This is a genomic window from Pseudohalocynthiibacter aestuariivivens (assembly GCF_018457175.1).
GTDB classification, from domain to species: domain Bacteria; phylum Pseudomonadota; class Alphaproteobacteria; order Rhodobacterales; family Rhodobacteraceae; genus Pseudohalocynthiibacter; species Pseudohalocynthiibacter aestuariivivens.
On sequence record NZ_JAGFNU010000002.1, the window covers coordinates 34422 to 57763 of the forward strand.

General features: G+C 53.0%; 22 protein-coding genes. 11 read left to right on the forward strand and 11 right to left on the reverse strand.

Going from position 1 to position 23342, the window contains the following annotated elements:
* Positions 1-30: 30 nt before the first annotated feature.
* The 3 genes from typA to J4E70_RS04080 all read right to left on the reverse strand — a co-directional run bounded on the left by typA (position 31) and on the right by J4E70_RS04080 (position 2765).
* Positions 31-1851, reverse strand: coding sequence for a translational GTPase TypA (gene typA / locus J4E70_RS04070; RefSeq protein ID WP_213887812.1), 1821 nt, complete (start codon positions 1849-1851; stop codon positions 31-33).
* 101 nt (positions 1852-1952) lie between these two features.
* Positions 1953-2288, reverse strand: coding sequence for a DMT family transporter (locus tag J4E70_RS04075; protein WP_213887813.1), 336 nt, complete (start codon positions 2286-2288; stop codon positions 1953-1955).
* 18 nt (positions 2289-2306) lie between these two features.
* Complete coding sequence (locus J4E70_RS04080) at positions 2307-2765, reverse strand: Lrp/AsnC family transcriptional regulator (protein WP_213887814.1); 459 nt, start codon at positions 2763-2765, stop codon at positions 2307-2309.
* Positions 2766-2883: 118 nt separating this feature from the next.
* On the opposite strand from J4E70_RS04080, the gene J4E70_RS04085 reads away from it, so the two are divergent.
* Complete coding sequence (locus J4E70_RS04085; protein WP_213887815.1) at positions 2884-3090, forward strand: DUF6356 family protein; 207 nt, start codon at positions 2884-2886, stop codon at positions 3088-3090.
* A 166-nt stretch (positions 3091-3256) separates the two neighbouring features.
* Here J4E70_RS04085 and J4E70_RS04090 read toward each other — a convergent pair whose 3' ends face one another.
* The 4 genes from J4E70_RS04090 to J4E70_RS04105 form a co-directional block, all read right to left on the reverse strand.
* Positions 3257-4471: an NADP-dependent isocitrate dehydrogenase gene (locus J4E70_RS04090; protein ID WP_213887816.1), complete on the reverse strand. Its 1215-nt coding sequence runs from the start codon at positions 4469-4471 to the stop codon at positions 3257-3259.
* Positions 4472-4579: 108 nt separating this feature from the next.
* Positions 4580-5167 (reverse strand): HD domain-containing protein, encoded by a 588-nt coding sequence (locus J4E70_RS04095; RefSeq protein ID WP_213887817.1) that lies wholly within the window; start codon positions 5165-5167, stop codon positions 4580-4582.
* Entirely contained in the window at positions 5164-5388 is a 225-nt protein-coding gene (locus J4E70_RS04100; protein ID WP_213887818.1) for a hypothetical protein, read from the reverse strand. Before J4E70_RS04100 ends, J4E70_RS04095 begins: the two co-directional genes overlap by 4 nt.
* A gap of 26 nt (positions 5389-5414) precedes the next feature.
* Entirely contained in the window at positions 5415-6068 is a 654-nt protein-coding gene (locus J4E70_RS04105; RefSeq protein WP_213887819.1) for an alpha/beta hydrolase, read from the reverse strand.
* A gap of 158 nt (positions 6069-6226) precedes the next feature.
* On the opposite strand from J4E70_RS04105, the gene iscR reads away from it, so the two are divergent.
* The 9 genes from iscR (at position 6227) to J4E70_RS04150 (ending at position 14503) form a co-directional block, all read left to right on the forward strand.
* On the forward strand, positions 6227-6688 hold the full coding sequence (gene iscR, locus J4E70_RS04110) for a Fe-S cluster assembly transcriptional regulator IscR (protein WP_213887820.1): 462 nt from the start codon (positions 6227-6229) through the stop codon (positions 6686-6688).
* Entirely contained in the window at positions 6685-7728 is a 1044-nt protein-coding gene (locus tag J4E70_RS04115) for a cysteine desulfurase family protein (RefSeq protein WP_213887821.1), read from the forward strand. The genes iscR and J4E70_RS04115 overlap by 4 nt, the downstream gene beginning before the upstream one ends.
* A 46-nt stretch (positions 7729-7774) precedes the next feature.
* On the forward strand, positions 7775-9298 hold the full coding sequence (gene sufB, locus J4E70_RS04120) for a Fe-S cluster assembly protein SufB (RefSeq protein ID WP_213887822.1): 1524 nt from the start codon (positions 7775-7777) through the stop codon (positions 9296-9298).
* A gap of 51 nt (positions 9299-9349) precedes the next feature.
* Positions 9350-9769, forward strand: a complete 420-nt coding sequence (locus J4E70_RS04125) for a hypothetical protein (RefSeq protein WP_213887823.1) — start codon at positions 9350-9352, stop codon at positions 9767-9769.
* Between the two features lie 309 nt (positions 9770-10078).
* Entirely contained in the window at positions 10079-10834 is a 756-nt protein-coding gene (sufC, locus tag J4E70_RS04130) for a Fe-S cluster assembly ATPase SufC (RefSeq protein WP_213887824.1), read from the forward strand.
* Positions 10834-12123: a Fe-S cluster assembly protein SufD gene (gene sufD / locus J4E70_RS04135; RefSeq protein ID WP_213887825.1), complete on the forward strand. Its 1290-nt coding sequence runs from the start codon at positions 10834-10836 to the stop codon at positions 12121-12123. Before sufC ends, sufD begins: the two co-directional genes overlap by 1 nt.
* Positions 12124-12133: 10 nt before the next feature.
* On the forward strand, positions 12134-12637 hold the full coding sequence (locus J4E70_RS04140) for a YIP1 family protein (RefSeq protein ID WP_213887826.1): 504 nt from the start codon (positions 12134-12136) through the stop codon (positions 12635-12637).
* A 46-nt stretch (positions 12638-12683) separates the two neighbouring features.
* A complete protein-coding gene (locus J4E70_RS04145) occupies positions 12684-13280 on the forward strand; it encodes a hypothetical protein (protein WP_213887827.1) in 597 nt (198 codons plus the stop codon).
* A gap of 2 nt (positions 13281-13282) precedes the next feature.
* A complete protein-coding gene (locus J4E70_RS04150) occupies positions 13283-14503 on the forward strand; it encodes a cysteine desulfurase (protein ID WP_213887828.1) in 1221 nt (406 codons plus the stop codon).
* Positions 14504-14510: 7 nt separating this feature from the next.
* Here J4E70_RS04150 and J4E70_RS04155 read toward each other — a convergent pair whose 3' ends face one another.
* The 4 genes from J4E70_RS04155 to J4E70_RS04170 are packed head-to-tail and all read right to left on the reverse strand — an operon-like array spanning position 14511 to position 22223.
* On the reverse strand, positions 14511-15836 hold the full coding sequence (locus J4E70_RS04155) for an aspartate aminotransferase family protein (protein ID WP_213887829.1): 1326 nt from the start codon (positions 15834-15836) through the stop codon (positions 14511-14513).
* A gap of 18 nt (positions 15837-15854) precedes the next feature.
* Positions 15855-18266 (reverse strand): GcvT family protein, encoded by a 2412-nt coding sequence (locus tag J4E70_RS04160; protein WP_213887830.1) that lies wholly within the window; start codon positions 18264-18266, stop codon positions 15855-15857.
* Entirely contained in the window at positions 18263-20662 is a 2400-nt protein-coding gene (locus J4E70_RS04165; RefSeq protein ID WP_213887831.1) for a GcvT family protein, read from the reverse strand. Before J4E70_RS04165 ends, J4E70_RS04160 begins: the two co-directional genes overlap by 4 nt.
* Before the next feature lies 1 nt (position 20663).
* Positions 20664-22223 (reverse strand): trimethylamine methyltransferase family protein, encoded by a 1560-nt coding sequence (locus tag J4E70_RS04170; RefSeq protein ID WP_213887832.1) that lies wholly within the window; start codon positions 22221-22223, stop codon positions 20664-20666.
* A 120-nt stretch (positions 22224-22343) separates the two neighbouring features.
* On the opposite strand from J4E70_RS04170, the gene J4E70_RS04175 reads away from it, so the two are divergent.
* Positions 22344-23315, forward strand: a complete 972-nt coding sequence (locus J4E70_RS04175; RefSeq protein WP_213887833.1) for a LysR family transcriptional regulator — start codon at positions 22344-22346, stop codon at positions 23313-23315.
* Positions 23316-23342 lie beyond the last annotated feature (27 nt).

Here is a 23342-nt window from a genome sequence, read left to right on the forward strand (position 1 = left end):
ATAGCAGTCTTCCGACGCTTTACGTCGACCCTAGCCCGCTGCGCGGGATTGGCGTTTGCGTTCGTGTGGGTCGAGGTAGCGTTTGCGCATCCGGATAGCGTTTGGCGTGACTTCGACGAGTTCGTCGTTGTCGATATAGGCAATCGCCTCTTCCAGAGAATAACGCACAGGTGTGGTGAGGCGTACTGCCTCGTCCGTGCCCGAAGCACGAACGTTTGTCAGCTTTTTACCTTTAAGGGGGTTCACTTCCAGATCATTCTCGCGCGAATGCTCGCCAATGATCATTCCCTGATAAATGGTTTCCTGCGCGCCAATGAACATTTTACCGCGATCTTCAAGGTTGAATAGCGCATAGGCGACGGACACACCATTTTCCATCGAAATCAAAACACCTGCGCGCCGACCCGGAATTGCACCCTTGTGAGGGGCCCATTCATGGAACACCCGGTTCAAAACGCCGGTTCCGCGTGTGTCTGTCAGAAATTCGCCGTGATAGCCAATAAGCCCGCGGGACGGGACATGTGCAATGATCCGCGTCTTGCCAGCGCCCGCAGGTTTCATCTCAGCAAGTTCACCTTTGCGCACACCGGTTATTTTTTCAATCACAGCGCCGGAATACTCATCATCGACGTCAATTGTGACTTCTTCGATGGGCTCTAGCCTTTGACCATCTTCTTCTCTGAACAAAACCTGTGGGCGAGAGATCGAAAGCTCGAATCCTTCGCGCCGCATGTTTTCGATAAGAACTCCCATCTGCAACTCACCACGGCCCGCCACTTCGAAGGCGTCACCGCCGGGGGTGTCTGTCACATGAATTGCCACGTTAGACTCGGCTTCCTTCATCAGACGCTCGCGGATGACGCGGCTCTGCACTTTTTTACCTTCACGTCCCGCCAGCGGGCTGTCGTTGATGCCGAATGTCACGGAAATTGTGGGTGGGTCAATCGGTTGGGCGGGTAGCGCTGTGTTGACCGATGGGGCCACCAGAGAATCTGCAACCGTTGCTTTGGACATGCCAGCAATTGTTACGATGTCGCCGGCTTCGGCCAAATCGATTGCCTGTTGGCCCAAACCGCGAAAGGCCAGAATTTTTGAGACACGGAAATTTTCAATAAGTTCGCCGTCGCGCGTCAGCGATTTGATACTTTCGCCTGCCTTCAAGGTGCCGGATTCAACACGTCCTGTCAGAATTCGCCCAATAAAGGGATCGGCGCCCAGTGTTGTTGCTAACATCCTGAACGGTTCGTCCCGACGGGCAACCTGCGCGGGAGGCGGGACGTGCTCTATCACCAGATCAAAAAGCGCGCTCAAATCTTTGCGTGGACCGTCCAGCTCCATGTCCGCCCAGCCAGACCGACCCGATGCATACATCGCCGGGAAATCAAGCTGGTTGTCGTCTGCACCAAGGTTGGCGAACAGATCAAAACATTCGTCCAATGCGCGATCAGGTTCGGCATCGGGTTTGTCTACTTTGTTAAGAACAACAATCGGCCGCAGCCCCAGCGCAAGCGCCTTGGACGTGACGAATTTGGTTTGGGGCATTGGGCCTTCGGCCGCATCGACCAGCAATACAACACCGTCAACCATCGAAAGAATACGCTCAACTTCGCCACCAAAGTCGGCGTGGCCAGGGGTATCCACGATGTTGATCCGGGTGCCTTTCCATTCAACGGACGTTGCCTTCGCAAGGATGGTAATACCGCGCTCACGCTCCAGATCATTGCTGTCCATTGCGCGTTCCGTGGTCGCCTGGTTTTCACGGTAGGTGCCTGACTGTTTCAGCAGCTCATCTACAAGCGTGGTTTTGCCATGGTCAACGTGCGCGATGATGGCGATATTGCGAAGTTCCATTGGAAGGTAGCCTTGTCCTGTTCGCGCGCGGCGTACCGTGCAGGCGCAGAAAAGACCAGCCCTAAAGCACAAATCCCGGCGATTGCGCCAGAATATAGCGTTTAATGTGTCGCAGAATTCGAAAAGAGGTGAATGACCAGAATACCAAGCAGTATAAAGCCGATCCCCAGAATAGCGGCAAAATCGAGTTTCTGGCCAAACGCCAGAAAACCGATTGCTGCGATAAAGACGATGCCAAGGGCCGACCATATCGCATAAACAATGCCGACTGGCATAGATTTGAGAGTCAGCGCCAGCAGGTAAAAGGAAATACCGTAGCCAACAACAACAATGATTGATGGAATGAGCCGGGAAAACTGATGGCTTGCCTGAAGGGCTGTTGTTCCAATCGTTTCGGCCATGACTGCAAGTATCAGATAAACATAATGAATTGGCATTGTTGTCTCTTTCGTTGCTTACAAGGGCAGTTCAGTCGTTTCTTTTAATTCTTCCATGACAAAACTTGCAGAAACGTCCGACATATCAATCTTGTTTATCAATCTCTGATAAAGTTGGTCATATCCGGCGACGTCGCTGACGCGGGCGCGGATCAGATAGTCCAGATCACCTGTCATGCGGTACGCGCTTAAAACTTCCGGCATATCACTTGTCGCACGTGCGAATTTGGTCAGCCAGTTCGCATCGTGAGAACTGGTTCGGATAAACATGAAGACGGTCAAACCAAGCCCGACCTTGCCTGGTTCAAGCAACGCGACGCGGCCCCGAATAACACCGGAATCTTCCAGCGCTTTGATCCGGCGCCAACAGGCGTTTCGCGAAAGATGCACCTTTTCCCCGAGCGACTCGAGCCCCAAAGAGGCGTCACGTTGCAATTCTTTTAATATTTTGCGGTCTGTTTCATCAATGATAGCCATAAGGTGAATCATATTGGGAAAATTTCACCTAAAAAAGCAGAAACCGTAGAAAGATGGGAAAAATTCACAACCGGTTTGTTTTAATCTCGGTTTGAACAGGACCAAGAAGGGAATTGAAATGATTACCAAAGTTTTTCTAGAGCATCCGCGAAGCGTAGAAGAAACTTACCTCGAGCATGCGCGATTTGCGTCGGGCTTTTCACTGAGACTTCTTGCTGCTGGCTTTGCGGCGATGGTGCATGCGGTTATTCCATGCATGTTCGAAAAAACCGCAAGCCGGATGGTCGCTGAAATATATGCGCGCACGCACAATCGCGGAAAGTAACAACCCTGCACCATTAGAGACGACTCTGGGAGGGGGAGTATCCGGCTGATTGTTTTGATTGCCACCACTCACATCAATATGGAATCAAAGCAGAATTTATGCATGGATACGGGAAAGGGCGGGTCGCATACGCACCCCGCCCTTTCTTTGTCTCTCGAATGAAATATTAACCCGCTAAAGCGGCATTCAGGTTTTCATCAACTTTTTCCAGGAAGCCTTCGGTTGTCAGCCATTTCTGGTTTGGTCCAACAAGCAGAGCAAGGTCTTTGGTCATGAAGCCGCTTTCAACGGTATCAACAACGACTTTTTCCAGCGTTTCAGCAAACCGCATCAACTGGTCATTGCTATCCAGTTTAGCACGGTGCTTCAGGCCACCTGTCCAAGCATAGATCGATGCTATGGAGTTTGTTGACGTTGCCTCGCCCTTTTGGTGCTGACGGTAGTGGCGGGTCACGGTGCCGTGGGCGGCCTCTGCCTCAACAACCTTTCCATCCGGGGTCATCAACTGGCTGGTCATCAGGCCAAGCGAGCCAAAGCCCTGCGCAACTGTGTCTGACTGAACGTCGCCATCGTAGTTTTTACAGGCCCAAACAAAGCCACCGGACCACTTCATTGCAGCGGCGACCATGTCATCGATCAGGCGATGCTCATAAGTGATGCCTGCTTTTTCGAATTTGCCAGCGAACTCTTCGTCAAAGACTTTCTGGAAAAGGTCCTTAAAGCGGCCGTCATAGGCCTTCAGGATCGTGTTCTTCGTCGACAGGTAAACTGGCCAGCCAAGCTTCAGGCCGTAGTTCATAGAGGCGCGAGCGAAATCGATAATAGAGCTATCAAGATTGTACATACCCATAGCCACACCAGAGGATGGCGCGTCATACACTTCTTTCTCGATCACTGTTCCGTCTTCGCCAACAAATTTCATTGTAAGCTTTCCGGGGCCGGGCATCAGGAAATCTGTTGCTTTATACTGGTCACCAAAGGCGTGGCGACCGATAACAATCGGTTGGGTCCAGCCGGGAACAAGCCGCGGGACATTGGAACAGATAATTGGTGCGCGGAACACAACACCACCAAGGATGTTGCGGATGGTTCCGTTGGGGCTGCGCCACATCTGTTTCAGACCAAATTCTTCAACGCGCGCTTCATCCGGTGTGATGGTTGCACATTTTACACCAACACCGACTTCTTTGATTTTTTCGGCGGCGTCGATGGTGATCTGGTCGTTCGTTTCATCGCGCACTTCCATGCCGAGATCGTAATAGAGCAGATCTAAATCCAGATAAGGAAGGATCAGTTTCTTTTTGATAAAATCCCAGATGATGCGGGTCATTTCGTCTCCGTCGAGTTCGACGACGGGATTCTCCACCTTGATCTTGGTCATGGGGTTGGCCTCTTTGCTAAGTGAATCAAATTCCCGCGTCTTCTACGCTAAATTCTTCAGCAAGGGAAGACGGTATACGATTGTATACGTAAATGTCGCAAGCCGGTTCTAGTCAAGACCGCGCGCAGCGAACCATGGCTTGATCTTCTCGCGTATATAGGCCCAGACCCAGGGTGCGCCCTTGTTAACCTTTTCGCCTATACGGCTATCAATTTGCGCAAGCCTAACGTCGTATTGCTTCCAACTGCTCCCATCATTCGCAAGATTAAGCAGAAGCGGCTGAACACGATCAATCGCTTTGCCGAAAATTGCGTCAGGGGTGATTGCAGCTTCAAACTCATCCCAAAGCGCGCGAAACTCCTTTGACTGATCTTCGGGCAACAAGTTGAAAATCCGATCAGCCGCTCGCTGTTCTTTTGCGTCTTGATCGGCAGTATCGAACTGCGAATGTATCGGCGCATCACCGGCGTCGATTTCGACGATATCGTGGATCAGCAGCATTTTGATAACACGGGTGATATCGACTTCAGAGCCCGCTTGATCGGCCAGAACCATCGCATACATGGCAATGTGCCAACTGTGTTCGCCAGAATTTTCCGGGCGGGAGCCGTCGTTAATAGCTGTCGCGCGAAGAATACCCTTGAGTTTGTCAATTTCCTGAAGAAAGGCGAACTGCTGCGTCAGGCGCGTTGTCATTGCGCTTTTGCGGCTTTCGTTCGGCATTCTTCAAGATATTTACGCGCTCTTGCTTCTGCGCGGCGCACACGAATTGCCGTCAAATAAGCTTCTTGAGCAGTGGTCGAACTTGCGCCCAGTATTTCTGAAACCTCAAGAATGATTTTTTCGTTCTCCAGACGTTCAGAGGTTGCAAGCGCATCTACTGCGAGCTCATCTGCAAGATCTTCTACAATGCCCATCGTTATAAAACCCCTGGCTTTGTAAGTTAGCGTGTTGTTTCGGTCAGCCGGCGCCGGACATAGGCATCAACCGAGCTAAGCATCGTGTCCATATGAGGGTCTTCAAAGAAATGTCCGGACCCTTCGATTTCCTGATGGGTAACCGTGATGCCTTTTTGCTCGTGTAGTTTTTCAACAAGCGTGTGCGTATCCTGCGGCGGTGCAACCCGGTCGTTGGTGCCGTTGATAATCAGACCAGACGCCGGGCAGGGTGCGAGAAAGCTGAAGTCATACATGTTTGCGGGCGGGGAAACCGAAATAAATCCGGTGATCTCTGGCCGGCGCATCAGCAACTGCATGCCAATCCAGGCACCAAAGCTAAATCCGGCAACCCAGCAGTGCTTTGAGTTCTGGTTCATCGATTGCAGATAGTCGAGCGCAGACGCCGCATCTGACAATTCGCCAATACCTTGGTCATACTCGCCCTGTGACCTGCCGACACCCCGGAAGTTAAACCGCAAAACGGTGAACCCCATATTGTAGAAGGTGTAGTGCAGATTATAGACGACGCGATTGTTCATCGTGCCACCAAACTGCGGGTGCGGATGCAAAATGATCGCAATTGGTGCGTCTTTTTCTTTTTGCGGGTGGTAGCGTCCTTCAAGGCGGCCTTCCGGCCCCGGGAATATAACCTCGGGCATTGCTGTCCTTGTCTCTCTTTTTGCTAAGCAGGCGGTATTCTTGACGAAATCACTCGACTACATTAGAACAATTCTAAATTCCGACGGGTATGCCGGATGGCTGTTACGGAGTTAAGGCCACAACAGCCGCACGTCAATGTTTTTGCAGGGAAAGACCAATGAAACTCAGCACAAAAGGCCGATATGCAATGGTTGCGCTCGCTGATCTGGCACTTCAGCCCAAAGGATCACTGGTTTCGCTTGCCGAAATATCCAAACGCCAGGACGTGTCGCTGCCCTATCTGGAGCAATTGTTCGTAAAGCTGCGCCGTGCAGATCTGGTAGAATCGGTCCGCGGGCCGGGTGGTGGGTACAGGCTTGCGCACGCACCCTCGGAAATAAGAGTTGTGGATGTTTTGGCCGCAGTTGATGAAACCGTTTCGGCGATGCACACGGGGGCGGGGGCATCGGGCGCTGTGTCTGGTTCAAGGGCGCAATCGCTTACCAACCGGCTTTGGGAAGGGTTGTCAGCGCATGTCTATGTATTTTTGCATCAGACCCGTCTTTCTGATGTTGTGAAGAACGACCTTACGCCATGTCCTGCGGTACCAAATTTGTTTGAAGTGGTTGATGAAAGTTGACCCGCACTTATTTGGATTGGAACGCGACAACGCCGCTTCGCCCCGAAGCACGCGCAGCCATGATTGCGGCGATGGATGTGTTCGGCAATCCGTCGTCCGTGCACGCAGAAGGCCGCGCCGCAAAAGCGATTGTTGAGCGTGCGCGCGCGCAGGTCGCCGAAGCTTTCGGTGCTTTGGGGGCGGATATTGTCTTTACCTCTGGTTCAACGGAAGGCGCCGCGCTTGCGCTTGCCGGTCGTAACCTGAACGGAGCGCTCGTTGAACATGACGCCGTTGCAAGCTGGATTAACCCCACCCTGAACGTCAGTGCGGACGGGGCGGTCGAGGTGACAGATCCTGTGTCATCGACGCTTCAGGCGGCGAACAGCGAAACCGGAATTCTGCAGGAACTACCTGAGGGGCTCGCAGTCACAGACGCGACCCAGATTTTCGGCAAACTTCCGTTTGCCTTCAGTTGGTGCGGGGCCGAAATGGCACTTGTCTCTGCGCATAAACTGGGTGGCCCAAAGGGTGTTGGGGCTGTTGTGCTGCGGCAGGGCGTTGATTTACCATCACAAATTAAAGGTGGCGGTCAGGAAATGGGGCGTCGGTCCGGTACCGAAAACCTGATTGGGATCGCTGGATTTGGTGCCGCAGCCGAAGCTGCAACGCGCGATTTGGCCGATGGAATGTGGGATCGGGTCGAGAAACTTAGAAACATTCTAGAAAAAGAACTGGCAGAATCTGTAAAATGTACTATTTTTGTCGGGAAAGGCGCGAAACGACTTCCAAACACCTCTTGCTTCGCTGTTCCGGGATGGAAAAGTGAGACACAGGTGATGCAGATGGACCTTGCAGGCTTTGCCGTTTCGGCGGGGTCGGCCTGTTCATCCGGTAAGGTCAAGGCAAGCCCAGTGCTGTTGGCGATGGGCTATGACAAGGAAACTGCAGGATCAGCGATCCGGGTGTCCCTTGGGCCAACGACCAGCGAGGATGACGTATTGCGCTTTGCAGATACATGGGCGGCGCATTACCAGAAATTCCGCGCACGCGCTGCTTGAGGATCGGGCGTTAAGCCTATGAAAGTTAAAGAGAACGGGTAAGATTATGGCTGTCTTTGAGGATGTAGACGTAAAAGAAGGCGTCGATCAGGAAACTGTAGAAGCGGTGCAATCTTTGTCCGGAAAGTATAAGTACGGCTGGGAAACAGATATCGAAATGGAATACGCGCCAAAAGGCGTGAACACCGATATCGTTCGTTTGATCTCTGGTAAAAATGAAGAACCGGAATGGATGACGGAGTGGCGTTTGTCTGCCTTTGCCCGTTGGGAACAGATGGAAGAACCGACGTGGGCAATGGTCAGCTATCCGACAATCGACTTTCAGGATATCTACTACTACGCCCGCCCGAAAAGTATGGAAGTGAAGCCAAAATCTCTTGACGATGTAGATCCCAAGCTGCTCGCAACTTATGCGAAGCTGGGAATACCACTGAAAGAACAGATGATTTTGGCGGGTGTGGAAGGGGCTGAGGGTGCCCCGGCCGAGGGGCGCAAAGTTGCTGTCGATGCGGTGTTTGATTCCGTTTCCGTTGGAACAACGTTTCAGGAAGAACTGAAAAAAGCCGGTGTCATCTTTTGTTCGATTTCAGAGGCAATCCGCGAGCACCCGGAACTGGTTAAAAAGTACCTTGGAACGGTGGTTCCGGCATCTGACAACTTCTATGCCACACTGAATTCTGCAGTGTTTTCAGATGGTTCATTCGTTTATGTGCCGCCGGGCGTTCGTTGCCCGATGGAGCTGAGTACATATTTCCGCATTAACGCGGAAAACACAGGGCAATTTGAACGTACCCTGATCATTGCTGATAAAGGCAGCTACGTGAGTTACCTGGAAGGCTGCACAGCACCGAAACGCGATGTCGCACAGCTTCATGCCGCCGTGGTTGAAATCATCATCGAAGAAGACGCCGAAGTTAAATACTCCACCGTTCAAAACTGGTACCCCGGTGACGAAAACGGCGTTGGCGGCATCTACAACTTTGTCACCAAACGCGCGGATTGTCGCGGGGACCGGTCCAAAGTGATGTGGACACAGGTTGAAACCGGGTCTGCCGTGACATGGAAGTATCCTTCCTGCATCCTCCGTGGCAACGAAAGCCAAGGAGAGTTTTACTCTATCGCGATCGCCAACAATATGCAGCAGGCCGATACCGGCACCAAAATGATCCACCTTGGAAAGAAGACAAAATCCAGGATCGTTTCAAAAGGGATCAGTGCCGGGAAGGCGCAGAACACCTACCGCGGGCTGGTTTCGATGCACCCCAAGGCAAAGGACAGCCGGAACTACACGCAATGTGACTCTCTGCTGATTGGTGACAAATGCGGTGCGCATACCGTTCCTTATATCGAAGTAAGGAACAACAGCAGTCGGGTTGAACACGAGGCAACGACGTCCAAAGTTGATGATGAACAGCTGTTTTACTGCCGCCAGCGCGGAATGGACGAAGAAGAGGCCGTGGCGCTTGTTGTAAACGGTTTTGTCAAAGACGTTCTACAGGCCTTGCCGATGGAATTCGCGCTTGAAGCCCAAGCGCTTGTCGCGATTTCCTTAGAAGGTTCAGTGGGCTAATGGCTAGGGTGTTGAGTTGTCAGAACGGTTCTAGAAGCGAGGGTAAATCCCTTGTCTGAATCATTTCAGGACCGTCTTCGAAGGATAGAACACAAGAATAATGTAGGTTCGCCTGTTTCTGAACCTGTTTTGGTCGCTCAGAACATCGAAGAAAACCCGGCATTTTCACTAATGAATATTGGCTGGGCTTTTTTGGGCGCGTTGTGGGGGTTCATTGCGATCAGTTGCGTGAATTTTGCCAACGCGAACTACGATCTGATTATGGCGGAATGGGAGCAGTCTCCCGAGATGATTAACGTTCTGGCGGGAACTGCAGGGTTTGGATTGTTATCGGTTGTGGTTGCCCTCGTTCTTGGAATTCTTGCTTTGACACTTATGACAGGTCGAACAGGATTGAGAAGGATGATGCTGGGGTTCTTGTTCGGAACCGCCGTTGCTGCGGTTTCCGGGCTAATGCCCACGGTATTGTAAGGTGATACGGTTGTTGGAAAATGGCAAAAGGATTTCGATTATTGCAGCATTGCTCACAGGTGGGTTTTGTACGGTTTTTGCGATTTTTACTGAACATCGTACTTCCGACAATGACTGTAACAGCGCTTCTGTTAGGGGCTGGGACATCTGGTTTTCTGGGCAGCCTGTTTGCCCAAACCGTTCTTGAAGGGCGCAAGTAAGGCTGCGAATGTTCGATAAGACCCTTTCTGGAACGGAATGATCGGCCCTCGCGGCCACAAAAGTTAAAGCAAAGCGTCGCTTGGCGCAGATGGTGAAGAAGAGTTTAAAATGTTAGAAATCAATAATCTGCACGTCAAACTTGAAGAGGAAGACAAGGTCATCCTTAAAGGCGTTTCCTTGTCGATTGGTGCGGGTGAAGTGCACGCTATTATGGGACCGAATGGGTCTGGAAAATCAACGACCTCTTATGTTCTGTCAGGACGTGACGGTTACGAAGTGACTGAGGGCACCGTTACGCTAAACGGTGAAGACATACTGGAAATGGAGCCTGAAGAACGCGCCGCGGCTGGCCTGTTTCTTGCTTTTCAATATCCCGTGGAAATTCCGGGCGTTGGGAACATGACGTTCCTAAGGACCGCGGTGAATGCCCAACGCAAGGCGCGCGGTGAAGAAGAGATGAGTGCGGCAGATTTTCTGAAGTTTATCCGGGCAAAAGCCAAGACCTTAAAGATCGACGCGGACATGCTGAAGCGGCCCGTGAACGTCGGGTTTTCGGGCGGCGAAAAGAAGCGCAATGAAATTCTGCAAATGGCGATGCTTGAGCCTAAAATGTGCATTCTCGATGAAACCGATTCAGGTCTTGATGTTGATGCAATGAAACTTGTGGCAGAAGGTGTGAATGCCCTGCGTGACGAGGGGCGTTCGTTTCTGGTTATCACGCATTATCAAAGGCTTCTGGATCATATTAAACCTGATGTCGTCCACATCATGGCAGATGGCCGCATTGTGAAAACCGGCGGGCCTGAATTGGCGCTGGAAGTTGAACACAATGGGTACGCTGATATTTTGGCGGAGGTTGCGTGATGGCGCTGCGCCAGACAAAAGAAGATGCAACGACGGCAAGGCTGGAAGGTTGTTCCCTGCCGGAAGGTGGGAGTTGGGCGACAGCAGCGCGCAAATCTGCGCTCGCTCGGTTGCAGGATATGGGTTTGCCCACGCGTCGTGACGAGTACTGGAAGTTCACGCGTCCAGACACGCTGACTTCATCCGAAGTCCCCCGCGCAGCGGTCTTCGATCCGAAGGATGAACCGCCAGTATTTGATGCGATCGATCGGCTGAAGATTGTTTTTGTTGACGGCGTTTTTGACCCCGAGGCATCAGATGATCTGGCTATGGCCGGTGTAAAGATCGAACGACTGGAACACGCAGCTGAAAGCGATATTCACTGGGCGAAAGAGCTTTATGGGAAGCTAGAGACAAACGGTCAGACCCCCGTTCAGCGCCCGCTTGCGGCAATGAACACTGCCTTTGCAACTGATGGCCTCATTATTCATGTGACGAAGAAGGCCGCCAGACCGATTTCTTTGATTTATAACCATGGATCAGATGATTCAGACGTATTGTTGCATCACGTAATCAAGGTTGAACCCGGTGCTGAACTGACCGTGCTAGAGAATGGTCCAGCCGCAGCGCGCTTCAATAAGGTTATGGAAGTTGAAGTTTGTGACGGCGCTGCCTTCCATCATGTTCGTGCGCAGGGCAGAGATCATGAACGTCGCGCAGTCACCCATTTGTTTGGGCGGCTTGGGGCGGAAAGCACGTTTAAATCTTTCACCCTCACGGCCAACGGCGTTCTAACCCGAAACGAAGTTGTCCTTGAAATGATAGGTGACGATTCCGTTGCCCATGTTGCAGGCGCTGCATTGGGGGATGGTGATTTTCACCATGACGATACGATTTTCATCACACATGACGCCGTAAATTGCGAAAGCAGGCAGGTCTTTAAGAAAGTGCTGCGAAATGGCGCGACAGGCGTTTTCCAGGGCAAAATTCTTGTGAAAGCAGGGGCTCAGAAAACAGACGGTTATCAGATCAGCCAAGCTTTGCTTTTAGATGGCGACAGCCAGTTTCTAGCTAAACCAGAGCTCGAAATCTATGCTGATGATGTTGCGTGTTCGCACGGGTCAACAACTGGTGCGATTGACGAAGAAGCCTTGTTTTATCTTAAATCGCGTGGTGTTCCGGAAACAGAAGCCCAGGACCTTTTGGTAAAAGCCTTTCTTGCAGAAGCAATTGACGAAATTGAAAACGAAGAGATTTCTGAAGATCTGACAGCTCGACTTGAGGGCTGGCTTGTAAGGCGACGCGGGTAAGGGAAGCAAGATGTCTGTCACTCGTGATATCTTCCGGTCTTATGTGCGTCCGCGTCTTGTGGCAGAGCGCCGGATTGAGGGGGATGATGAACCCCTTGCTCTTGGCTACCTCATCAGCGCCTGCATTATTCTGTTTGTTGCGACGCTTCCAGGGTTGCAACGCAGTGCACATCTGGCTCCGGAGAACGGTAATCTGGCGAGCCTTGCTTATGGGTCCTTTCTGGGTGCGGTCCTCCTTGCGCCAATTGTGCTTTATGCGCTGTCTGCGCTTTTGTGGCTGATACTGCGACTTGCAGGAACCGGGCTCTCCGGGGTGCGCGTTCGACTTGCATTATTTTGGGCTCTTCTTGTAACGACTCCTCTGATGCTTTTGCGAGGGTTAACAGAGGGTCTTGTCGGGGCTGGTATGCAACTTCAGTTGATGAACCTGATGGCCGGACTTGGGTTTTTGTTCTTTACAACGGTCGCAATTGGTGTTGCACGCGGACTTGCACCCAGAGACGCCAACCGCTGAATATGATGAGTAACAACAAAGTAAACCAGCACGTAGTGAGAGCGACATGACCCCAATTACAACTGAACTGCTGGATTCCCTGCGCCTGTCGCTTAAACGTCCCAAAGACGGGATGCGCCGGGTTTTGTTGCTTGGGCTAAATCGGCAAACTCTGTGGTTAGCGCTTGGAATAAGCGTTATCGTTGCGACCTTGCTGAATTACGTACACGAGATGGTGACGCCTGTTGTCACGGATTTGCAAGGTAACCCACTTGTCCTGCCCAGCCCATTTATTCTTGTTTTCTTTACACTTGTTGTGCGGATTTTAATTGATTTCGTTATCGCGCGTCTCGGAAATGCCTTTGGTGGCACGGGCAATTTTTTTGATATCCTGCTGGCAGATATCTGGTTGCGCGTTTTTGAAATCGTTCTGATGGTGGCGGGCATTGTCGCCTATTTGATCAGCCCGGGGGTTGGGCAGATGGTGCTCTATGCGACTTATTTTTATCTGTTCTGGCTGATGCTTAATTTTGTCGCCGAAGCGCATGGCGGAATGTCTCTCGGAAAAACACTTGGGCTTGTTCTTTTGTCCGCGCTGATCGCCGCGATACCGATCATCGTTATCCTTAACCTGATGGGCGTGAGCCCAGTGATCGGTACGTAAACATGTATGATGTTGCCTCTATTCGCCGTGATTTTCCGATACTGTCACGTCAGGTGAACGGTAAGCCGTTGGTCTATTTAGATAACGGTGCGTCTGCCCAAAAACCGCAGGTGGTTATTGACGCAATCACACAAAGTTACGCTGAAAACTATTCCAACGTGCATCGCGGGCTGCATTTTCTGTCCAATCTGATGACGGAACAATATGAGGCCGTCCGCGGAACCATCGCACGCTTTCTGAATGCGGGTGATGAGCGGGAGATTGTACTGAACTCCGGTACGACCGAGGGGATCAATACCGTCGCATACGGCTGGGCTATGCCCCGTATGGAAGCGGGTGACGAAATTGTTCTGAGCGTGATGGAGCACCATGCCAACATCGTACCCTGGCATTTTCTGCGTGAACGTCAGGGTGTGGTGCTGAAGTGGGTCGATGTTGATGCGAACGGTGATCTTGATCCGCAAAAAATTCTGGATGCGATCGGACCAAAGACCAAGCTGGTTGCTGTGACGCATATGTCAAACGTGCTGGGTACAATTGTTGACGTTAAATCGATTTGCGAAGGTGCGCGGGCAAAAGGCGTGCCGGTTCTAGTTGACGGCTCTCAAGCCTCTGTTCATTCACCCGTAAACGTTCAGGATATCGGGTGCGATTTCTATGCGATTACGGGGCATAAACTCTACGGTCCATCAGGGTCAGGCGCAATCTACATCCGTAAGGAACGAATGGCTGAAATGCGCCCCTTCATGGGAGGCGGTGATATGATCCGCGAGGTCAGCAAGGATGCTGTCAGCTATAACGACCCACCGATGATGTTTGAGGCAGGAACACCCGGTATCGTTCAGACAATCGGGTTTGGTGCCGCACTTGAATACATGATGAACCTCGGGATGGAGGATGTTGCCGCGCATGAACGCACGCTCCGAGACTATGCGCGTTCGCGCCTTGATGGGCTGAACTGGCTAAGCGTTCAGGGAAAATCCGCAGGCAAAGGCGCAATCTTTTCCTTCACGCTGGATGGCACGGCCCACGCTCATGATATTTCAACTGTGCTGGACAAAAAAGGAATCGCTGTGCGGGCAGGGCATCACTGTGCCCAACCGCTGATGGAACACCTTGGTGTTCCGGCGACAGCGCGTGCGTCATTCGGTTTGTATAATACCAAGGAAGAAGTCGACGTATTGGTCGACGCGCTGGAACTATGCCACGATCTCTTGGGTTGAACCGCTCCTAGCGAAGCGCACTAAAGGCCCGGTCTAACCCGTTTGCAACCGTGTCGACGTCGTCCATCGACAGGCAAAGCGGCGGCACCATCCGCAGCACGGATTGATACTGGCCGGATTTTGACAGGATAAGCCCGGATTCGCGGCAGTTTTCAAATACGGCAGCCGTCGTCTCTGGGTCCGGCTCTTTAGTTTTCCGGTCCTTCACCATTTCAATGGCGAGCATCAGGCCCCGACCGCGCACATCGCCAATCGCCTTGTGCTTGTCTTGCAGGTCTTTAAGACGTGCCAGCAAGGCGTTCCCGACGTTCTTTGCATTAGGTTGTAGTTTTTCGTCGCGAATTACGGCCAATACGGCCCGGCCAGCGGCACAACAGGTTGGATTGGCCCCATAGGTGTGGAACATGAATTTTTCAGCCATCGGCGCTGCGATGTGTTTCTGCGTAACAACGGCCCCAAGCGGGAAGCCATTGCCAATGCCCTTGGCCATGACCACGATATCGGGGATCACGCCGTCGGCCTCAAAGCCCCACATGTTGTCGCCGGTGCGGCCAAACCCTGATTGCACCTCATCCGCTATGTACAGGCCGCCAGCGGCCCGCACGCGTTCTGCCGCACCTGACATGTATCCTTTGGGCATTTCGATGATACCGCCATATCCCTGCACGGATTCAACGAATATTCCGGCAACACGGCCTGTCGTTGCCGCTCTGATGGTCTGATCGATTTCATCCAGATAAGGATCGGCACCTTTGCCAAAGATGCCCCGGTACTGGTTTGGTTCAGGCACAAAGGCAACGTTGCCTGACATGCCAGGATGGCGGAAATTTGCGATTCCGGTGATCGACTGTGCACCCGACGTTGGCCCATGATATCCGGAGCGGAGCGCAAGTAGGTCAAGATTTCCCGTAAAGGTGCGCGCAACTGCCATCGCGAGATCAACTGCTTCGGAACCTGAATTGGTGAAATGCACCACCCATTCGATGTTGTCATCTTTTCCTTTTGGCATTGTTGCAGCAAATTCCTCGGCAAAATGAGCGGGAACGGGATGATGAAACATCGTCGTGCAATGAGTCAGTTCCTGCGCCTGTTCCATCGCAGCCGACACGACGCGTGGATGCGAATGGCCCACCGAAATGCAGACATTCATGCCCAGAAGGTCAGTGTACTTATTTCCTTCGGCATCCCAAAGGTATTGCATCGACCCTTTCTTAAAGACGATAGGGTCTTTGAAAGGTACAAATTTTTGCTGTGAGGCCGCGTAGTAGGTGTCGCGCCGGGCCGCCGTTGCTTCGGTTGACCAGTCTATGTTCAGGTGGGTTTCATCGTTCATCGTGTCTCTCCGAAAGGATCAGGCCCTTAAGCGCAGGTTATCAGGATCATAGGGTGGCGTCGAAAGAACCGTCGCCTTGCAGGGCTTGCCAAGGATTTCGACGGTCAGATCATCTCGCAATCCTCGGATGCGAAGGTAGGCCAGCGCCAGAGCCATACCGGTGCGGTGTCCGAAACCACCCGAGGTTATGATGCCAACTGCCTTGCCATTATGAAAAACAGGGTGGGCATAAAACGGATCAACCTCTTGGGTTTCTAGCTCCAGCAAGACCATTTCCCATCGGTTGTCGCGTGACATTCGTGCTTTCAACGCCTCGCGCCCGGTAAATTCGTGCCCCTCGGGCTTCACCAGAAACCCGACACCGGTTTCAACTGGTGTGCGTTCTGTTGTGAGATCAGCCCCCCAGCCGCGATACCCTTTTTCAAGGCGCATGGAGTTGGCAGCATAAGCCCCGTAAAAGCCAAGCGAATGTTCTTTTCCCGCGGTTTCAATTGCGAGAAAGATATCTCTTAAGTCTGATCTTGCCGCGTGCAATTCCCACCCCAATTCACCGACATAAGACATGCGCAAGGCTAAAACGGTTTTTCCGGCAATCTGAATGATCTTTGAACTGAGCCATGGAAAACCGTCATCAAGGTTCTGATCCGTCAGTTTTGCCAAGGTTGCACGGGATTTTGGCCCCATCAGCCCCAAGACGCCCCGGTCTTCGGTGACATTGCTGACAGCAACATTGAAACCAACCGCGTGTTCCTTCAGCAAATCCCAGTCCATTTCCTCGGCCGCAGCAGCAGACGTTAGGTAGGCATGGTCATCTGTGAGCATGGCCACTGTGAATTCTGAACGCGTCCCCCCGGCAGGGGTCAACGCATGTGTCAGCCCGATCCGGCCCGGCTTGGGTGCCGTGTTTGCGCCGACCGTATCGATAAACTCTCGTGTATCCGGGCCATTGACCTCAAACTTGGAAAAAACAGACAAATCAGCCAGACCAACATGGTTTGTCACGGTATCGATCTCGCGCGCCACATGCTCAAACCAATTCGGTCGCCTGAAGCTATGGGTCGCCGTGTCACCCGTTTTATCCGAGAACCAATTTGGCCGTTCCCAGCCGTAAGCCGCACCCATCACCGCGCCGCGTTCCAGCATTTCATCGTGGATCGGGGACAGGCGTTTGTTTCGGGCGGCAGGGCGTTCTTCATAGGGGTAATGCACGCCGAACTGCAGACCAAAGCATTCAACGGCTTTAGCGACGCGATAGTCACGGTCCGCCCATTTGCCAAAACGCCGGCTGTCAACGGCGAGCGCGTCCATGGGGGGTGCGCCATGTGTCATCCAATGCGCAAGGAACCAACCTGCGCCGCCACCCTCCATAACACCCATGGAAGAGCCGGTTAGCAACCACGCGTTTTGCAACCCATGCGCGGGGCCGATCAGCGGGTTGGCATCGGGGGTAAAGGTGATTGGGCCATTGACGACAGATTTCACACCGCCATCGCCAAGGGCAGGGATTCGCGCCATCGCCGCCTCAATGATGTGTTCAACCCGATCAAAGTCTGGCGGCATCAAATTAGCACCAAAATCTGGCGGGACACCATCAACAGACCATGGCTGTGCTTCGCTCTCATAGGGGCCGAGGATCAGCCCGTCGCGTTCTTGCCGGACGTACCAGCTTTCTTCGGGATCGCGGATAATAGGAAGTTCCATTTTACCCGCTGCAATGCGGTCTGCCACTTCGGGAACTGTGTCTGTGACAAGGTATTGGTGCAGCATTGGAACCGAAGGAATGTTCAGTCCCATCATGTGACCAATTTCCCAGCCCCATGTTCCGGCGGCATTCACAATGTGGCGCACGTTGATCGCGCCCTTCTGGGTCTCAATGCGCCAAACGTCACCCTCACGCCGGATGGACAGCACGGGGTTGTAGCGCTGTATTGCGCCACCGTTTTGCGTCGCTATACGTGCCATCGCGTTGGTAGCAAGCGTTGGGTCCACATGGCCGTCGTCAGGTTCGTATATCCCGCCAAGCAGACCGTCGAGATTGGCAAGTGGATGCAACTCTGCGATCCGCCCGGGTGTCAGAATTTCCAGTTCATACCTTGTAAACTTCGACAGCCCTGCGACATGTGCAAATTCATCCATTCGGTCCGGGTTTCGGGTAATTCTCATAGCACCAGACGGGTGAAACCCAACGTCCTGTCCGGTTTCCTGGGGCAGCGTATCACGGTAGAGCCTTACAGATGTTGCACGCAATTCCTGAATTGTTGCGTTGTGCGCGAAATGAGTGCAAAGCCCCGCTGCGTGCCAGGTGGAGCCATGGGTGAGATCGTTCTTTTCCACAAGTACGACATCTTTCCAGCCCGCTTTGGTCAGGTGATACATGAGCGAAACACCCATCACGCCACCGCCAATAATCAAAACCTGTGCGTTAGTCATGCGCGCATCCTTTCGCCCGATGGATCATAGGGCGGTTTAAGAAGTGCTTTGGCGGGATAGTGTTTTCCTGCCACCTCAATCGTGAACTGACGACGACATGTTGCGGAGAGGGGTTCACCAGCTTTTGTTTCGATCAGCCCGAACGCAAGGTTAAGCCCGGTTCGTGTCCCAATCGCGCCCGAGGTTGTCAGCCCCACGACGCGGCCATTTTCCCATATGGGTTCATCATGCAGGAGCAACGGCGAACCTTTGACGTGCAGCAGAACCAGCTTTTTTGTCAAGCCCTGCGCCTTTTGAGCCTCAAGAACGTCCTTACCCAAAAATGCCTTCGTCCAGTCAATCGTAAAGCCAAGCCCGGCTTCAAGCGGGCTAATCTCTGGCCCAAGATCATGGCCCCAATGTTTGAACCCCTTTTCAATGCGGCAGGCATCCAGGGCATAGTGCCCCATTGGCTGGGCCCCGTCGCGGATCAGCGCGTCGAAAACCGTGCCTGCATTTGGCACGGGAATGCCAAGCTCCCAACCAAGTTCACCCAGAAAACTGATGCGTGTTGCGCGGCAGGGAATGCCGGAAAGCGTGACAGCGCGTGCAGTGGAGAACGGGAAGTTATTCCAATCATCAGGTGATTGGTTTTGCAGAAGTTGCCGCGACCCGGCACCCATGACGCCAAGGACAACTTCCTGCTCAGTTCTGTCGTTGATTGTTACCTCATACCCGTTTGCGGCGCGGCGCAAGTAAGCCATGTCTTTGCTGCGGGTTGCAGCCCCCGAGGTGATACGGAACAAATCTTTAGCAAGCCGGGTTATTGTGACATCACCTTCAATACCGCCTTTCGCGTTCATCAGCGGGGTGTAGATGGCGCGACCAACCGAGACATCTATTTGCCCTGCTGCAATCCAGTTCAAGAACGCCACAGCGTCTTTGCCGCTTACGTCGAATTTACCAAAGGGCGACAGATCCAGCAGCGCAGTCCCGTGGCGTAACACCGGCGCTTCGCGTTCTAAGATCTTCTGCCAAGGTTGCGCGCCGACGGAGTACGGGAGGTTTCGTTCGGTTTCATCTTTCGCGTACCAAAGCCCGCGTTCCCAACCAGCCGTCAGCCCAAAGACAGCACCCGCTTTGGCCCAGTGGTCATGCAGAGCAGATTTGCGCAGGCCGCGTCCGGCTTTGGGTTGTTTATAGGGCCAGTGCAGTTTGAACAGGTCTGAAACCGCCTCTTTCATCCTGTCCTTCATGTGTGAAGGCTGCGATGTTTTGGGGTCAACGCGTGCGATATCGACCTCCCACAACTCCATGGGTGCGGTTTTGTCGACCATCCAGTCCGCGAGTACCCGGCCAATGCCCGCTGAGGACATGATGCCAACCGAATTCATTCCCGCAGCGACGAACAGCCCGTCGATTTCTGGCGTTTCTCCGATTAAGGGTCGCGTGTCGGCGGTAAAGCTTTCCGGGCCGTTCATGAAATGCTGAATGCCGGTAGTTTCCAGCGCGGGAACCAAGGCAAGGGCCGCCTCCATGAAAGGGGTAAACTGATCCCAGTCCTCTGCCATCTCAAGAAACGGGCGGTTGCCCTCGGGGCCATAGGCGTCCCAGCACTTTGCGTTTGGCTCAAACCCACCGATGACAAGCTTGCCTGCGTCGCCCTTGATGTAGATGCCTGTATCAAGATCACGTAGTACTGGAAAAGGTTGAGCAAGGTCGGGCATCGGTTCTGTCACAACATACATATGCTCGACCGCTTGCAGGGGCAGGGCGACACCAGCGGCATCCGCCAGTTTTTTTGACCATGCGCCTGCACAAAGCGCGACTTGGTCGGCCTCTATGATTCCGCCATCAGCGAGCCGCACGCCTTTTACCTGCGCGCCGTTGCAAACAAGCGCGGCCACTTCGGTGTTTTCGCGAATTTCCACGCCCATTGTTTTCGCAGCGCGCGCATAGGCCATGCACAGGTCAACCGGGTTCACGCTTGCGTCTTCGGCCACCGACATGCCGCCGATCAGGCCAGTGGTTTTTATGTCGGGCAGGGCGCTCGCAACGTCATTGGGGGTAATGATTTTCGGATGCAGCCCAAAAAGACGGCCCAATGCCGCAATCCTATGCAACTCATCCATGCGTTCTGGTACACGGGCCAGCCAATATCCACCGGTTTCGCGGTATCCTGTACTTAGCCCGGTTTCTTCTTCAAGTTTCGGAAACAGCTCGCCTGCATACATCGCAAGCTTTGTCATGTTGGGTGTGGCCCGCAATGGGCCAACAATGCCAGCAGCATGCCAGCTAGTGCCGGAGGTTAACTGATTGCGCTCCAGCAAAAGCACATCATCTGCCCCCCGCTTGCCCAGATGATAGGCAAGGCTGAGACCAATGGCACCGCCGCCTATGATGATAACCCGCCCCATCTCAGTAGTAATTCACATCTGGTTTTTCGGCTTTTCGCTTCGCGATGTAGGTTTGCAGGGCCTCGTCTATGGCTGGGTCAAGGCCGGGGTCTTGATAGCCTTCCAGCCGTTGTTTCCAGAGCGTGTTGGCGCGCGTTGCTGCATCCAATTCACCGTCTGCAACCCATTGCTCGTAGGAATTGTTGTCTGGTGTATCCGGGCGGAACAATGCGGTTCTGAAGTTTTCTTGCGTGTGTTCAGAACCCAGGAAATGTGCGCCTGGTCCGGTTGCCGCAATAGCGGCCATGGCCTGTGCATTTTCGCTCAGATCAATTCCGTCGAAAAACCGGGCCACCTTGCCGCAAAGATCTGCGTCGAGCATGGTTTTCTCAAAGCTGGTCACAAGCCCGCCTTCCAACCAGCCCGTCGCGTGGTTGATGACATTGGCACCTGCGAACATAGACATCATAAGACCCCATGTTGCCTCTTGCTGTGATTGGCCGTCAGGCAGCTTTGAGGCCGAAAGGGTGCCAACCGTATGAAGTGGTACCCCAAGGCGTCGCGCAAGTTGCCCGGCGGCCAGAACCATTTGACCAGCCTCGGGTGTGCCAAAGGTGGGCGCGCCATTCTGCATCGAAAGGGTAGAGGCAAAGCTGCCCATCAGGCAGGGCGCACCGGGATTGATAAGTTGCACAAGGCAAAGAGAAGCTAATGCTTCGGCCAGAACCTGGGTCAGCGTTCCTGCGACGGTGCAGGGGCTCATCGCACCGGCAAGGACCCACGGCGTGCAGGCAACCGGCTGGCCCGCGCGGGCATAAGTTTTCAAAGCCCCGGACATATTGGCATCCATCACCAGTGGCGCGTTGGTGTTGGACACGCAGTAAAGGACCGGATTATTGGCAACGAATTCTTTGCCAAAAACAATACGCGCCATATCAAGCGCATGACCCGCACGCTCTGCCCCGATGAAAGCGCCCATAAACGCCCGGTCTGACCAGCGGATATGGGCATAAAGCATATCGAGATGGCGTTTGTTGGCGGGCAAATCGACGGGTTCACATACGACACCGCCTGAATGGTGCAGGTAGGGAATTGTGTGGTGAAGTTTTACCAGCCGCGTGAAATCATCATGCGTTGCATAGTGGCGCCCTTGGTCAAGATCATGCACAAAGGGCGGCCCCCATGACGGGCATAATACCGTATTTCGCCCACCCATTCTGACGGAGTTTTCGGGATTGCGCGCATGTTGTGTAAATTCGGACGGGGCGGTTGCCTGAATGGTCTTGCGGCAAAAACCGGGTTCAAACCGGACGCGCGTCCCTTCGACATCACAGCCCGCATCCTGAAATATCTGCAATATTTCGGCGTCATCGTGAAATTCCATGCCAGTCTGCTGCAAAAGCAAATCAGCGTTATGTTCTATAAGCGAAAGCCCTTCATCGCTCAGAATCTCAAAACACCCGATCTTTCGAACAATGAATGGCGCGCGCTTTTCTGTTGTTCGGCCCAAGCTTGCGGCGTGACCGTTTCGACCACCGGAACGGCGTTTCTTTTCTCGTGGGTCAGGGGGTTGAGTGTTCACCTGTTAGCCTCACTGTCATTGGCAAATGTTTGAATTTTCTCTCTGCAAATTGCAAATACGGATTAACAACATTAGTTAATCTACTAGTGCGTATTAGCGATCTAGCCGGGATGAATTTCTATGGTGAGTCGAATTTCCTTTGATAACAACCTGATAAAGGCGATGGAGGTCTTTGTTGCCATTGCTGAAACCGGACAGGTTACAATCGCGGCGAAATTGCTTGGAATCACACAATCAGCCGCGTCACAGCACTTGCGAACATTGGAAACCACCTTTGGCGTGACGCTTCTAGATCGTACTGTTCGACCAGTAAAACTGACGCAGGCGGGCGAATTGTTTCATCGTCACACGCTTCGGGTTCTGAATGAAGTAGAAGATCTTGTTACCGACATGCGCCACCAAGGTGCACGCCCAATCAGCAGGCTGCGCGTTGGTATGCTGGCATCCACCGCGACAACCCTAACACCCGACCTTGTTGCGCTTGCGAAGGACGAATTTAAAGTTGACGACATGACGGTCTACGCAGGTCAGGAAACGGATCACGCAGGCTTGTTACGCACCAAGCAAGTTGACCTCGTCATAACCTCAAACCCCCTGTACGACATGGATGGTTTGGAGCGGCATTCGATCCTGAAGGAATCCTTTTTGCTTGTATTGCCAAAGTCTTACGACGGTCCAACGTCAAACCTGGAAGAAATATTCAAGAGACTACCGCTTGTCCGCTTTGCAAGCACAACAAGCATTGGTCGGCGGACAGAGCAGCATTTACGCCGTTTGAAACTGCAGGCGCCACGGGTTATTCAGGCGGATCGTTCAAGCATGGTGACGGCCTGCGTTGCACGTGGTATGGGATGCACCTTGTTGACGCCAAGCTTGCTGATTGATGGTTTTGTCGAACGAATGCCCCTTAATATCAGACCTCTGCCAATTGCTGGCATCTCACGTACCATTACGTTGCTTGCGCGCAGCAAAGAACTTGGCGCTTTGCCAAACAGGTTTGCTGAAACGTCAAAACGCATACTGATAACGCAGATCGAGCGACAGATGGGGCAAACCGGCCTGAATGCCGTTGAAATTTTGTCTGATGAATAGCGGTACTAATCATTTTCGAACCGAGCC

What these genes read in the sequence shown, in the direction of transcription:
- typA (WP_213887812.1), bottom strand. Translation starts at nt 1,851, where the DNA reads ATGGAACTTCGCAATATCGCCATCATCGCGCACGTTGACCATGGCAAA.
- J4E70_RS04075 (WP_213887813.1), bottom strand. Translation starts at nt 2,288, where the DNA reads ATGCCAATTCATTATGTTTATCTGATACTTGCAGTCATGGCCGAAACG.
- J4E70_RS04080 (WP_213887814.1), bottom strand. Translation starts at nt 2,765, where the DNA reads ATGGCTATCATTGATGAAACAGACCGCAAAATATTAAAAGAATTGCAA.
- J4E70_RS04085 (WP_213887815.1), top strand. Translation starts at nt 2,884, where the DNA reads ATGATTACCAAAGTTTTTCTAGAGCATCCGCGAAGCGTAGAAGAAACT.
- J4E70_RS04090 (WP_213887816.1), bottom strand. Translation starts at nt 4,471, where the DNA reads ATGACCAAGATCAAGGTGGAGAATCCCGTCGTCGAACTCGACGGAGAC.
- J4E70_RS04095 (WP_213887817.1), bottom strand. Translation starts at nt 5,167, where the DNA reads ATGACAACGCGCCTGACGCAGCAGTTCGCCTTTCTTCAGGAAATTGAC.
- J4E70_RS04100 (WP_213887818.1), bottom strand. Translation starts at nt 5,388, where the DNA reads ATGGGCATTGTAGAAGATCTTGCAGATGAGCTCGCAGTAGATGCGCTT.
- J4E70_RS04105 (WP_213887819.1), bottom strand. Translation starts at nt 6,068, where the DNA reads ATGCCCGAGGTTATATTCCCGGGGCCGGAAGGCCGCCTTGAAGGACGC.
- iscR (WP_213887820.1), top strand. Translation starts at nt 6,227, where the DNA reads ATGAAACTCAGCACAAAAGGCCGATATGCAATGGTTGCGCTCGCTGAT.
- sufB (WP_213887822.1), top strand. Translation starts at nt 7,775, where the DNA reads ATGGCTGTCTTTGAGGATGTAGACGTAAAAGAAGGCGTCGATCAGGAA.
- sufC (WP_213887824.1), top strand. Translation starts at nt 10,079, where the DNA reads ATGTTAGAAATCAATAATCTGCACGTCAAACTTGAAGAGGAAGACAAG.
- sufD (WP_213887825.1), top strand. Translation starts at nt 10,834, where the DNA reads ATGGCGCTGCGCCAGACAAAAGAAGATGCAACGACGGCAAGGCTGGAA.
- J4E70_RS04140 (WP_213887826.1), top strand. Translation starts at nt 12,134, where the DNA reads ATGTCTGTCACTCGTGATATCTTCCGGTCTTATGTGCGTCCGCGTCTT.
- J4E70_RS04145 (WP_213887827.1), top strand. Translation starts at nt 12,684, where the DNA reads ATGACCCCAATTACAACTGAACTGCTGGATTCCCTGCGCCTGTCGCTT.
- J4E70_RS04150 (WP_213887828.1), top strand. Translation starts at nt 13,283, where the DNA reads ATGTATGATGTTGCCTCTATTCGCCGTGATTTTCCGATACTGTCACGT.
- J4E70_RS04155 (WP_213887829.1), bottom strand. Translation starts at nt 15,836, where the DNA reads ATGAACGATGAAACCCACCTGAACATAGACTGGTCAACCGAAGCAACG.
- J4E70_RS04160 (WP_213887830.1), bottom strand. Translation starts at nt 18,266, where the DNA reads ATGACTAACGCACAGGTTTTGATTATTGGCGGTGGCGTGATGGGTGTT.
- J4E70_RS04165 (WP_213887831.1), bottom strand. Translation starts at nt 20,662, where the DNA reads ATGGGGCGGGTTATCATCATAGGCGGCGGTGCCATTGGTCTCAGCCTT.
- J4E70_RS04175 (WP_213887833.1), top strand. Translation starts at nt 22,344, where the DNA reads ATGGTGAGTCGAATTTCCTTTGATAACAACCTGATAAAGGCGATGGAG.